Origin of the sequence: Aliagarivorans marinus DSM 23064 (genome assembly GCF_000429485.1) — a bacterium.
Lineage (GTDB): Bacteria > Pseudomonadota > Gammaproteobacteria > Enterobacterales > Celerinatantimonadaceae > Aliagarivorans > Aliagarivorans marinus.
Genome location: NZ_KE386907.1, coordinates 497,308 through 510,002 on the forward strand (window position 1 = coordinate 497,308; position 12,695 = coordinate 510,002).

Here is a 12,695-nt window from a genome sequence, read left to right on the forward strand (position 1 = left end):
ACTGCAACGCGAACCGTTGCAGTACTTTTTTCAGCTATGTCTATCTATTATCTTCAACAACTTAGCGCGCCTTCACGGGAGCGCAATTCCGAAATTCAGATCCACGAAATCACCCAGCAGCAAACCCTCCATAGCCGCCGCCTCTATCAACAAGTCGGCGAGGCGTGGCAGTGGTTGGACAAACTCAGCTGGAGCGAGCAGCAATGGCAAGAGTACGCCGAAGCGCCTAACCTGCGCACCTTTGTAGGCATGCTCAATGATGAGGAAGTCGGCTACTTCGAGCTCCTGAGACACGACGATGACAGCGTAGAAGTGCACTACTTCGGCCTGCAGCCCAAGTTCATCGGTCAAGGGTTAGGTGGTAAGTTTCTGGAGCTATGCGCGCAATGTGCATGGGAATGGCAGGCCCAGCGAGTGTGGCTACACACCTGCGATCTGGACCATCCCCACGCCTTGAAAAACTATCAGGCGCGGGGCTTTGTGATCTACAAAGTCGAGTCTTAGCTAACCGCGCTCAGGTCGAGCTTGTCATCTTTAACTGGTGGGCACCAGTAGTAGGCGGTTTGCTGTGGGTGGCTGAACTTAAACAGCGCATCTTCCACCCCATCATCGCAGCCGAGCATGCGCTTAAGCTGCGCCTCGAAGGGGTACAGGCTTGAAGCAAAGCACACAAAGTACAAGCCACAGCGTCCGGCATCGGCCCATGGCAGGCTGCGACGCAGCATATAGGCTTTTGGCTGATACTGGCTCGGTGAGGTGCGTTTAACGTGGGCCGAGATGGGCGCATCATCTAGCTCTTCGTTGTCGCTTTCGCGGCGGCCGATGATGTTGTCCTTGTCGCCCTGCGAGTGGGAGTGGAACTTATCCAGCTGGTGAGTCCACAGTTGTACCGCGAGCATGGTGCTTCCAGCAATGCCCTGCTCACCTTCCATCGATACCACTTCGACTGCGCGGTCCTCTGGATTTTCGGTGCCATCGACATAACCGGTCAGATCGCGTCCTTCACGATGCTTAAAGCCCGAGGTGCGCTCAAGTAAATCAAGGTAAGGGCTTAGTCCCTCCAGCCAGCTACGCTCTAATAGCGCCACCTGACCAGGATCCTCACCACTGAGGCGTAGCCAAAAGTCGCACTGTTGCGCTGGGCTGATGCGCTCAGGGCCATCTACGTCCGATGCGCCGTAGTAACCCGAGATCTGCCGCTCAAGCGCATCCAGTAAGCCCTGGCCAAAGCCAACTAAGCTATTGCCTACCTGATACAGGGCATTGACCTGCGCGCATAACGCACGTGCATCAGTGGTTTGTTTTAGTTTGAAAGAATAGAAACCCGCATGCAGTGGAACATCTGCAAGCACCTCAGGTTGGATAGTAGACATAGCCTTCCCTTCGAACGATTGGTTGGAGGTGGTGACCTCATTCTGAATCCGCTAATTATACTAGCGTTCGCTCAAAGTATTGCAGTTCTATCTGCCCGCTATTGGCAGATGATTGATCTCTATCAGAAAGATTGGGGGTTAAATGGGTGTGCGGTGTAAGGATTGAACAAAGGTAGATGTATCGGAGGCTAGAAAGAAAAAAGCGCCTGTTGTAAGCAGGCGCCAGCATCACGATTTCTCATTGCCTTGCTCCTTCGGCTTGGGGAGTCGATATACACTACCACCACAAGCGAAAGTCGTCGGCCGTGTACTAGTTATAGTTTGTTGCATAATCCTTCTCCGGGCTTAGCGGTGAAGGTCTTTTGATTTCTTAGCGTCATATTCGTAAACGTCTGCTTTGCTCAAGAAGTAAGCTGCGTACATTGAACCGAAGTAATCAAACATAGTGTTGTCCTCAAAGTGTTGTTGAATACGATGGCGAGCCATCAATAAATGTGATCCAAGTCACAATGAGAATTTTATGTGATTCAAGTCACATTTCAAGTTTAGTTTGCGGTAAATGTCGAAAAAAGCAGAAAATGTTCCTTGAAAATATTTTCAGCGGGGCATAGCCAGAGCATGTAGCACAATTAGCTGCAAAACAGGGCTATGCATCGAGTAAATACACCGCATAATCTCGCCATTTTCGGCATTGACCAAAAAAACGGCGCGCGAGCAAGAGCAAAACGAGGGGGATTCCTGCCTTGCACTTCCCCAGAAACGAAAAAACCCGCCATAAGGCGGGTTTTACAAGCTGTTTAGCTAGATTAAAGCTCGATGCCCAGTTTTTCCAGGTCAGCTTTAACCACTGAAGATGGTAGTGGTACGTAACCATCTTTTGCCACGATTTCCTGACCAGTCTTAGACAGAATCATTTTCAGGAACTCACGCTCCATTGGAGACAGTGGCTTGTTCGGGTGCTTGTTCACGTATACGTACAAGAAGCGAGACAGCGGGTATTTACCGGCAGCAGCGTTGTCCAGGCTTGCTTCGATGTAATCATCGCCTTTCTTCGCCAGTGCAACCGCTTTAACGCCAGAGGTCTTGTAACCAATACCTGAGTAGCCGATAGCGTTCAGAGAAGAAGAAACAGACTGTACTACAGACGCAGAACCAGGCTGCTCGTTCACAGTGTTCTTGAAGTCACCTTTACACAGGGCTTTCTTCTTGAAGTAGCCGTAGGTGCCTGATACTGAGTTACGACCGAACAGCTGAATGTCGCGGTCAGCCCACTCACCAGACAGGCCTACATCAGACCAACGCTCAGCAGAACCGTTTTCGCCACACTTCAGAGTAGAAGAGAAGATAGCGTCAACTTGTGCCAGGCTCAGGCCTTCGATTGGGTTGTCTTTGTGAACGAATACCGCCAGTGCATCGATAGCAACGCGAACCGGGGTAGGCTTGTAGCCGTAACGTTTTTCGAAGGCTTCGATCTCTTTGCTCTTCATTTGACGGCTCATTGGGCCGAACTGGGAAGTGCCTTCAGTCAGAGCTGGTGGAGCAGTAGAAGAACCTGCAGCTTGAATTTGAACGTTTACGTTTGGATATTCGCGTTTAAACTCTTCGGCCCACAGGGTCATCATGTTAGCCAGAGTGTCTGAACCTACAGAAGATAGGTTACCTGATACGCCAGTAGTCTTAGTGTATTCTGGCAGGTTGGCATCCAATCCTGCGGCCAGAACAGAAGTAGTTACAAGCGATGCAGAGATAGCAACCGCGCTTACAAGTTTCTTCAGTGTCATTTTGTTCTCCATGAATGACGCGTTTTAGTAAAAACGCGAACAAGTATCAGCCAACGTCATGACAATCATATTTCGTTTATATTTCAGAATTGTGACACGATGAAAAAACCCTGATCTGAGGTCAACTAACTGTCGCCTATTGTTTCCAACGCCAGGCTGTAGGCAACGTAGTACTTGTACACATTGGACACGTAACGCACTGTTTCTGAACCAATAATCCTACCGGCGGCAATCTCCACATTGCCAAACCAGCGATTCGCATCCAGCCCCATCTCGGCGGCTAACTTGCGCATCTGTTTTAATTTACTTGGCCCAGCATTGTAGCCCGCCCACAGCATCGCCATTTGGTCGCTGGGGTCTACCCCCTCCATGGGCAGGTAGTGCTCGCGCAGCCAGTCGAGGTAGCGCACCCCGGCTAAGATGTTCTGCTCCGGGTCATTGAGATCGTTTATCCCCACCTGCTTAGCGGTGGCTGGCAGCAGCTGCATAATCCCTTTCGCGCCGCGATGGCTCACCTTGCTGTTGTCCAGTTTGCTTTCTTGGAAGGCCTGCGCAATCAACGCCAAGGAGTTGAAGCTGTACTCCTCGGCGTATTTCTCAAAATAAGGTAAATAGCGATGGATCCGGTCACGCGCTTGGGCCTCATCCAGATCGGCGATCCATGCAGTTTGATCAAAGTAGCGATTGAGCAGCATATTACCGAGTAGACTGCCCTGCTTGGCCTTGCTGGCCACATAGCTTTGCACGCTATCCAATAACTGCGGATTGTCTTTGCGCACCGCCCAACCGAGTTTCTGCTCGCGACTCACCTGCAGGTGACTATCTAATCGCAGCTGTGGATAGACCTTTTGCCACAACTGTGCCTTGTAATCATCAATCAAGGTGCGTGGGATAACGCCAGCATTGACCAACTCCAGCAAGTCCTCCGAGAGCAGGTGCTCGTCGGCCTCCACAATCTTGATAGGCTTTTTGCCTTCTATCTGTAGCGTTAGGTTCAGCGCCTTAAGGTGCTCCACGTAAGAGCTGCCCTTAAGCACATGGATCTCCTTACCCGATAACTCCCCCCAACTCGTCACCTCGGGCTGGCTGGTATTGCTGACCAGTATCTCGCTCACCCCTTGGGCGTTGCCCAGAGCGAAACTAACCTGTTTGCTGCGCTCGGGGGTAGCGGTCAGAAAAGCCGCCGCAATATCGCCCTTGCCTTGCTGCAGATAGGGCAACAGCTGATCGAAGTTAACCGGCAGCAGCTTCACCTTGACCTTGTCCACATCACGGCGAATACCCTGATTTAAAAACGCCTCGTAGTGACGCAACAGCTCAACCTGAATACCCATCATCTCGCCGTTAGCAATATAAAAGTCGGACTTACCGTAGGTGACCAAGGCGCGGATCACCTTGCGCTCGCGCAGCGCATCAAGATCGCCGGTGAAATCATCGTCTACGTAGAAGGGATAGAGCTCGGGGTCGGCCGAGGGCAGTTCAGCCAGTTCCTGCTCGGCGCGCAGCCACAGCGGCCAACAGCAGAGCAGCGCCAACAAGGCGATGAAGGGTGTAGTTAGAGATGGCAGGTAATGCTGAGCAGGTCGCACGAAGCTCTCCTAAAAGCTTGAATTACCTCAAGTATAGGAGAGCGTTCGAAGAAAGAAGGGTTAGACCTTTTGTTAAGCCTTGTTGTTGACCAGCAGCTTATTGGGGATCACGAAGTAGAAGCTACTGCCCTTACCCAGCTTGGATTTGATCTTCAACTCGCTGTTGTGGTGCTCCAGCGCGTGCTTAACAATCGACAGCCCTAAGCCAGCGCCACCGGTCTCGCGAGAGCGTGCCTTATCGACCCGATAGAAGCGCTCTGTGAGGCGCGCCAAGTGCTTCGGACCAATGCCCGGGCCACTGTCTGTTACACAGAACATTGCGCCTTTTTCGTCGCGCTGCCAAGAGATCTCGATAACTCCGGGCTCGGTGCAGTACTTGATTGCATTGACCATCAGGTTGGCGCAGGCGCTGCGCAGTTGGTCCTGATCGCCCAGCACATGGATGCTCTCATCCACATCGAAGCGGATCTGCAGCTGTTTGTCTTTGGCCAGACTCTGCGCTTCTGACTCCATACCTTGGAGGATCACCGGAACGTTGATGCTCTCCTTGCTACGGGTAATCGGCGAGGCCTCAATCTTGGCCAGCGTCAACAGCTGATTAACCAGATTCTCCATCCGTGCGCTTTGGTCGAGCATGGTGGCGCGAGCACGCGGCCATAGCATCGGCTCAACTTCATTCTCGTCAAGCATCTCCAGATAACCGCGCAGCACAGTCAGCGGCGTGCGTAGCTCGTGGCTTACGTTGGAGACAAACTGCTTACGCATCTTCTCAAGACGGCGCAACTGGGTCACATCGCGCACCACCAGCAGCAGTTGCTTGTCGCTGTAGGGCATCACCCGGAACTCCAACAACTTGCCCGGCTCCTTGGTGCTCTCAATCTCCAACGGCGTCTCAAACTCGCCCTTGTTGATGTAGTTAACGAACACCGGCACCCGAATAAGGTTGGTCAGATGTTGCCCCTGATCGCCGGGCCACTGCAGCCCCAGCATCTTTCTCGCCAGCTGGTTACACCACAAGATAGTGCGGTCTTGGCTAATCACCACAATCGAATCGGGCAAGGCCTCTGCACCAAGGCGGAAGTACTTCATCAGCTGGGCCAACTCGCGTTCGCGGTTTAAGCGTCGTTTGAGCAGGTTATAGATGCCATGGAACACCGCTTCCCAACTACCGGTGCCATGTGGGGGTGAGAGCTTGCGTTGGTTGTATAGCCAATGCAGAAGTCGGTACTGTTGGCGATACAGCCAAAAGATGTGCAGCAGCGCAGCTGCCAAGACGCTTTCAAGAAGATAGCCGGTAAGCGCGCCCGCAATAAACAATGGCGAGTACAGAAGACATACTCGCCATAGAATGCGTCGCCACGAAAAGGGCACGAACATTGATATTTATTTCACTCTGGTAGAGAAGCGGTAGCCGCTGCCTCGAACTGTTTGAATAAGCTTATCATAGCCCTGATATCCGATCGCCTTACGTAAGCGACGAATATGCACATCAACGGTACGGTCTTCCACGTACACGTTGGTCCCCCAAACGTTGTTCAACAGCTGCTCGCGACTATATACCCGCTCTGGGTGAGTCATAAAGAAGTGCAGCAGTTTAAACTCGGTGGGGCCCATATCCAAGGGTTCGTTCTCAATGGTTACGCGATGAGATACCGGATCAAGGCGCAGCGCCTGAACTTCGATGGTCTCTTCCAGCGAGGTGGGAGACACACGGCGAATGACCGCCTTAACGCGAGCCATTAATTCTTTTGGAGAGAACGGCTTGGTCATATAGTCGTCGGCACCGGCTTCGAGGCCCTGTACCTTGTCTTCTTCTTCACCTTTCGCGGTCAGCATGATAACCGGGATTTGGCGGGTCAGATCGTGACGACGCATGTGTTTGATGATGTTGATTCCACTGCCGCCGGGCAGCATCCAATCAACTAATACCAGTTCGGGATAAGGCTCCTTTAACTGAGCGATTGCATCTTCGAAATCGGAGGCTTCCACAGGCTCGTATCCGTTCTGCTCCAACACGAAACACAGCATCTCGCGGATTGGTGCTTCATCTTCTACGACAAGAATTTTCCTTGGCATTTTTGCATCTCTATCAAAAAGAATTGTGGCAATTATGCGGCGATTGAATGACAGATTTATGACAGACTTTACGAAGATTCAAGGACTTATTGAATTTATTTTTTCACCAAATTAGTGCGCGCATTGTTGGCGCAGTCAAGTTTGCACCAATTTGGTTCGTAAACATTCCCGTAACAGAATTGGGGTTTATCTTCCGTTTATATAAAAACGTCATTAAAACAGCTACTTAACAAACCAGTTCACATATCAATCAACGAGTTGGCACTGCCACTGCAACCCTCTTGGCAACATTTAGCTTAACGGTAGTGATGTACATGAAAGCGAACAGTGACGATCAATTCTCCTATGTTTCCCCCGAGCAACTGCTCGTGTTTACCGATCTTGACGGCACTTTGTTAGACCATGATAACTATTCTGCAGAGGCCGCGCTGCCCACCATCGCACGCCTACAAAAACTCGCTGTGCCGATCATCTTTGTCACCAGCAAGACCTTGGTTGAGGTGATCGAGCTTCAAAACAGCCTTAATCTGCACCACCCCTTTGCAGTAGAGAACGGCGCGGCAATCTGTATCCCGGCAGATAGCGCGCTGCAATGCGACGAACTCTCCGAAACCAAATTCGGCAAAGGCCGCTGGAAGATCGCCTTGTTCGGCCCCAGCTACCCGGATATCTGCCAGCACCTCTGCCAAATCAGAAACCAGCAGCACTTCCGCTTCCAAGGCTTTAGCGATATGAGCGATGAAGAGCTGCAACTACACACCGGGCTGGACCGCTATCGGGCCAAACTGGCTAAACAGCGCCTGGCCTCTGAGCCGCTGCTATGGAACGACAGCGACGAAAATCTCAGCAAATTTAAACAAGCCCTCCAGGCACTTGGCTTAGAGCTCACCCGCGGTGGCCGCTTCTATCACGTCAAAGCAGCATTCGATAAGGCCGACGCAATGGCCTGGCTGGTCGATAAGTACAGCACCAGCTTTACCCGCAGCTACCGCTCTTTGGCCTTGGGCGACAGCGAAAACGACCGCCGCATGCTGGAACATGCCGACGTGGCGATTGTTATCCCGCGCAAACACGACGCCCCGCTGGAGATTAACCGCATGCACAGCATATTGGCCCCCCACCCCGGGCCATTCGGCTGGTCCCAATCCATAGAACAAATCTTGAATACGAGCATAAAAGGAGTGAATCATGGCTGATTTTTACCAGAATGGCATAGTCACCACCTTACACAACCTGACCGACCGCTCTACCGAAGAGCTGGAGCAGGAGCTAATCAGCTTCTCGAAAATCCGGCCGATGAGTCTGGTTCTGCCTTCCCTCTACTCCGAGCTAGAGCGCCCTGCGCTAGCAAAGATTATCGAGGAGCTGGCCAAGGTCCCCTATCTCAGTGAGATTATCATTGGCCTGGATCAAGCCACTGCCGAGCAGTTTGAGCACGCCCAGCAATACTTTGGCGATCTGCCCCAGCACGTGCGTATCCTTTGGAACGACGGGCCGCGCCTGCGCGCCCTTGATGGCCAGCTAAACGAGCACAACCTGTCGCCACGCGAGCCCGGCAAGGGCCGCAACGTCTGGTACTGTTTTGGCTATGCACTGGCCTCTGGCAAGGGCAAGGCGATTGCCCTGCACGATTGCGACATCACCACCTACAGCCGCGATATGCTGGCGCGACTGCTCTACCCAGTGGCCAACCCACTGTTTAACTACGAGTTCTGTAAAGGCTTCTACGCCCGCTACGCCGATGGCAAGCTAAATGGCCGGGTTGCCCGCCTGCTGGTCACGCCGCTGCTAAAAGCATTGAAGAAGATTGAAGGCTACGACGACTACCTCGATTACCTGGATAGCTTCCGCTATAGCCTCGCGGGCGAGTTCTCCATGCAATCGGATGTACTGAACGACCTGCGCATTCCCTCAGACTGGGGCTTAGAGATTGGGGTGTTATCTGAGATCTACCGCAACCACTCAACTCGCCGCATCTGTCAGGTGGATATCGCCGACGTTTACGACCATAAGCACCAAGATCTCGGCAATGAAGGCCTTGATGGCGGCTTAGCCAAGATGGCCACTGACATCACCAAAGCGGTGATCCGCAAACTGGCCACCCAGGGCCATGAGTTCAGCCCCGGCAAGCTGCGCACCCTAAAAGCCACCTACTACCGCATGGCCTTGGACTTTATCGAGAACTACCAAGCCGATGCCCTAATCAACGGCCTGCGCCTGGACCGTCACGCCGAAGAGAAAGCCGTAGAGCTGTTCGCCAAAGCGATTATGAGTGCTGGCGAGACTTTCTTAGAGCGCCCCGCAGAGACGCCGTTTATCCCAAGCTGGAACCGCGTACAGAGCGCCATTCCAGAATTCATGGAAAAACTCTACGAAGCGGTGGAAGCGGACAACTGCCGTTAAGCATTCAAACTCCCTTTGAGCGCGCCATCAGGCCTCCCCTGATGGCGCTTTCTAGCCTTTTCAGTACGACAATCGCACCCGCTCGATTGTCGTAGCATCAATTAGCCCCTCTTGCAGATGAAATCTCCAAACTGGCATTAGCAAAACGGCCAAGTGTTAGTGCACGCTCACTTCACAATTGACAATTAAGTTATTGTTTAACATTATATTTCAGCAATTACCCTACTTATACATTAAAGGATTGAATATGAACAACGGAGTGTTAAAGAGCATTTTTGCCTCTTTGCTGTGTGTACTCTTGTTTGCATGTGGGGGCAGTTCATCAGGCGGTGATGACGACAATAGCCCTTCATTAAAAGGGACTGTGCAAGCGTTCTATAGCGACCAACCGGTAGCGAACGCACAAGTCAGTTTGTATGCCAACGGTTCATTGGTCGCTCAAGGCCAGACCAATAACGCTGGCGATTTTTCTATCGAGTATGATTCAGCAGCCTTGGACGGCAGAGTGACCCTGTCCGCCACGGCGCAAGGCTACGGCGAGACCGCTCAGACCCTTTCTCTTCAGCAGTTAGAACAATCTATTCAGCTAAGAGTTCAGCGAGCCCATGAAACCGTCAGCTTTGACCCTAACAGTGCCAGCGACTTGCAAGTTCAAGGACAAACGCTAGTTGCACTGCCCGCCAGCGTACTGGTCGATGCCCAAGGCAACCCTGTTGAAGGCAACGCGAAGGTCGACCTTACCGTTATCGACCCTCGCCTAAACATCGAGCTGATGCCCGGTGAAATGGTGACTGAATCATCCAATGGCGAAACGGTACCGATTGAATCATTCGGTGCGATCACCGTTGAGTTCTATGACGAGCAAGGAAACCCGCTTAATATTGCCGAGGGCGAAACCGCGCAGATCCGCATACCCGCCGCTGGCAATAATCCGCCAGCAACCATCCCTCTTTACTATTTTGACCCACAAACTGGCCTTTGGGTTAAAGAGGGCGAAGCGACTCTAGACAACGGCTTTTACGTTGGTGATGTCGCGCATTTCACTACTTGGAATGCCGATATCGAGATGGATACGGTCGTGATCAATGGTTGTGTGGTTAACAGCGCTCAAGAGCCGGTGGCTATTGCTTACATCACTGCAGAAGGAATCACCTACAGCGGGTGGTCATCATCGTACAGCGACGAAAATGGGCAGTTCTCGATTCCCGTGCGTCGCGATAGCGAAGTGCTACTGCGAGCCACTGCAGCAAACCTAAGCGGCACCCAAGCCCTGCTCACCGAGGACACTGACCTAATAGCAGAGCAGTGTATTGTGGTCGACGGCGCTGTTAGTACCGTCACGTTAACTTGGGGGGAAAACCCCGAGGACCTTGATGCACACTTCTATATCCCCACAGCGCAAGGCTTTTACGAGAAGTTGTACTACCTCAACCCGATAGTGCGAGTAGAGGGTGTAGAGTTCTATTTGAACTACGACTACACCGAAGGTTTTGGTCCCGAAATCATTACCCTCCCCGACTTCCCCATTGATGGCACGTATGGCTACTACGTTCACCTGTTTGAGGGCAGTGGCAGCATCGATACCCAAGCTCGGGTTAACTTAGAGCTTGAGAACGTATCACGCGTGTTTGTGCCAAATGCCAACTCTGGCACCAGCACTGAACTGTGGCATGTGTTCGACATTGTGGTCACCGATGGCATCGCGCAGGTCAACGAAATCAATCAGTTTGTTTCCGCACCAGACTTACCGGAGTTGCCGGTCGATCCAGGCGGTCAAGGGCCGATTACTGGATCAATGTGCGAGGAAGGCGACATTACTCCCGCTATGTTCACCAGCTTCCAAGACTATTGGGACAATGGCGTAGCAGCTTGTGGCGTATACATGATGACTTACGCCGAGGAGCTGGGCGCTGATCGCGACCAGCTACTAGAAGACTTACTCGAGGACTTCCGCGAAGACGGATATGAAATCGAGGTTGAAGATCCATGGACGTGGGAGCAAGTATTTGCCGCAATTGGCGAGCAAGCACTAGCGGAATGGGAAGCTGAATGGGGTAACACATGGCCCTATCCAACCAGCAACGCGCAGCGCGCAATGGCTTCCGGGAAATATGTTCCACAGAGCTCTATTCCTCAGCAATTGCTGGAGAGTAAGTACTACTCGAAGTAACAGTGGTTTATTAGCTAAACCATCAAAAACAGCGGCATTTAGCCGCTGTTTTTTATTCCTTCCAGGCAAACCCAAACTCACCTAACGCATCGAATCATCCCCTGCGCTCTGCGGTTTGTCGCCGTCTTGCAGTTCAACCTCTTCCGGGTCGACCTCTTCGATTACCAGCGTCTCTGCGGTGCTGAAGTGAATCAATGCAGGGGGGGAGTACATCGGCACCTGATCGTAGCTGAACACCGCGTAGTACTTGGGGATGTTCGGATTGCCGAAGTTGTCATAGGTTTACTCGTCCGCCCCGCCGTAGAGCTTCACCCCATCAAACGGACTCTTGGGTGGGTGGAAGCGATTGCGTACCACAAACGAGCCCACTAAACGTTGCTCGCTGGCGTTACGCCAGGTGATCTTAACCCGATTGCGTTCCAGCACTGCTTGCAAATCAGGGGGTGCCGATGCTCGATGGCTTCGGTTCCTATGGCGATAGCGATGGCGATAGCGATGGCGACCACACCTTAGATGAGCGCGCCTGCAAGGGCAGCCTGGCGCGGCGTATCGATGAGGTGAGTCAGATACTCAATCACTTTAATTGCTATCAGAGATCAACACAGACCTAAGCTCCCCGCGCTAACTTGAGGTTACCAAGGATGAATCAAGTAACCTCAAGGACGCAAGCATGGCCAGACCGACCAACAAAACAGCGCTGCTCGAGGCAGCCCAGACCAGCTTCGACAAGCTATGGCAAACCATTGATGGCATGGAGCCGCAGGTACTCAGTACCCCCTTCGATTTCTCCGACCAGCCAAATAAAAAAGAAGCCCACTGGCAGCGCGATCGCAACCTGCGCGACGTGCTCACTCATCTGTATGAATGGCACCAATTGCTGATTAACTGGATAGAGCGCAACCAAGCCGGAGAGTGCGCCCCTTTTCTCCCGCCGCCATACAACTGGAAGACCTATGGTGAGATGAATCTTGTGTTTTGGCAGCAGCACCAAGCCACGCCGCTTGATGCCGCCATCGAGCTGTTAACAGTAAGCCATGCCAAGGCACTAGCCCATATCGAGACCTTCAGCGATCAAGCCTTGTTCACCAAGCAATACTTTGATTGGACCGGCAGCACTACCCTGGGCAGTTACTGTGTGTCGGCACTATCGAGTCACTACGAGTGGGCAATCAAGAAGCTACGCGCCCACAATAAGGCCTGCGCCAAGCGTCTTAGCACGTGTTGACAGCCCTGAGCCCATGTAACACTATGCCCTTATGAACAGACACCTTAAGCCACAGCAAGCACGAATTATCATCATTCC

At 52.4% G+C, this 12,695-nt stretch carries 13 protein-coding genes; 6 read left to right on the forward strand and 7 right to left on the reverse strand.

Annotation, left to right across the window (positions count from 1 at the left end):
* The first annotated feature begins 36 nt into the window (after positions 1–36).
* Positions 37–504 (forward strand): GNAT family N-acetyltransferase, encoded by a 468-nt coding sequence (locus G461_RS0116675; protein ID WP_026972692.1) that lies wholly within the window; start codon positions 37–39, stop codon positions 502–504.
* Here G461_RS0116675 and G461_RS0116680 read toward each other — a convergent pair.
* From G461_RS0116680 to phoB, 5 genes are all read right to left on the reverse strand, one after another.
* Positions 501–1,373, reverse strand: coding sequence for a Dyp-type peroxidase (locus G461_RS0116680; protein WP_026972693.1), 873 nt, complete (start codon positions 1,371–1,373; stop codon positions 501–503). The genes G461_RS0116675 and G461_RS0116680 overlap by 4 nt on opposite strands.
* Before the next feature lie 806 nt (positions 1,374–2,179).
* Positions 2,180–3,154: a PstS family phosphate ABC transporter substrate-binding protein gene (locus G461_RS0116685; protein ID WP_026958793.1), complete on the reverse strand. Its 975-nt coding sequence runs from the start codon at positions 3,152–3,154 to the stop codon at positions 2,180–2,182.
* A 125-nt stretch (positions 3,155–3,279) separates the two neighbouring features.
* Positions 3,280–4,743, reverse strand: a complete 1,464-nt coding sequence (locus G461_RS24535) for an MltF family protein (RefSeq protein WP_051333629.1) — start codon at positions 4,741–4,743, stop codon at positions 3,280–3,282.
* A 72-nt stretch (positions 4,744–4,815) separates the two neighbouring features.
* On the reverse strand, positions 4,816–6,120 hold the full coding sequence (phoR, locus tag G461_RS0116695) for a phosphate regulon sensor histidine kinase PhoR (RefSeq protein WP_026972694.1): 1,305 nt from the start codon (positions 6,118–6,120) through the stop codon (positions 4,816–4,818).
* A 6-nt stretch (positions 6,121–6,126) separates the two neighbouring features.
* Positions 6,127–6,819: a phosphate regulon transcriptional regulator PhoB gene (gene phoB / locus G461_RS0116700; protein WP_026972695.1), complete on the reverse strand. Its 693-nt coding sequence runs from the start codon at positions 6,817–6,819 to the stop codon at positions 6,127–6,129.
* A gap of 314 nt (positions 6,820–7,133) precedes the next feature.
* Here phoB and G461_RS0116705 point away from each other — a divergent pair, with 314 nt between their 5' ends.
* The 3 genes from G461_RS0116705 to G461_RS0116715 all read left to right on the forward strand — a co-directional run bounded on the left by G461_RS0116705 (position 7,134) and on the right by G461_RS0116715 (position 11,392).
* A complete protein-coding gene (locus G461_RS0116705; RefSeq protein ID WP_169727272.1) occupies positions 7,134–8,015 on the forward strand; it encodes an HAD-IIB family hydrolase in 882 nt (293 codons plus the stop codon).
* Positions 8,008–9,222: a glycosyltransferase family protein gene (locus G461_RS0116710; RefSeq protein WP_026972697.1), complete on the forward strand. Its 1,215-nt coding sequence runs from the start codon at positions 8,008–8,010 to the stop codon at positions 9,220–9,222. Before G461_RS0116705 ends, G461_RS0116710 begins: the two co-directional genes overlap by 8 nt.
* Before the next feature lie 247 nt (positions 9,223–9,469).
* Entirely contained in the window at positions 9,470–11,392 is a 1,923-nt protein-coding gene (locus G461_RS0116715; RefSeq protein ID WP_026972698.1) for a carboxypeptidase regulatory-like domain-containing protein, read from the forward strand.
* An 81-nt stretch (positions 11,393–11,473) separates the two neighbouring features.
* On the opposite strand, the gene G461_RS26155 is transcribed toward G461_RS0116715, so the two are convergent.
* Positions 11,474–11,629 (reverse strand): hypothetical protein, encoded by a 156-nt coding sequence (locus G461_RS26155; RefSeq protein ID WP_157360347.1) that lies wholly within the window; start codon positions 11,627–11,629, stop codon positions 11,474–11,476.
* A gap of 45 nt (positions 11,630–11,674) precedes the next feature.
* Entirely contained in the window at positions 11,675–11,827 is a 153-nt protein-coding gene (locus tag G461_RS26160; protein ID WP_157360348.1) for a hypothetical protein, read from the reverse strand.
* A gap of 14 nt (positions 11,828–11,841) precedes the next feature.
* Between G461_RS26160 and G461_RS26165 the strand changes: the two genes are divergently transcribed.
* Together G461_RS26165 and G461_RS0116735 are read left to right on the forward strand one after the other, a co-directional pair.
* On the forward strand, positions 11,842–12,003 hold the full coding sequence (locus G461_RS26165; RefSeq protein WP_157360349.1) for a hypothetical protein: 162 nt from the start codon (positions 11,842–11,844) through the stop codon (positions 12,001–12,003).
* 59 nt (positions 12,004–12,062) lie between these two features.
* Positions 12,063–12,617, forward strand: a complete 555-nt coding sequence (locus G461_RS0116735) for a ClbS/DfsB family four-helix bundle protein (protein ID WP_026972699.1) — start codon at positions 12,063–12,065, stop codon at positions 12,615–12,617.
* Positions 12,618–12,695: the final 78 nt, after the last annotated feature.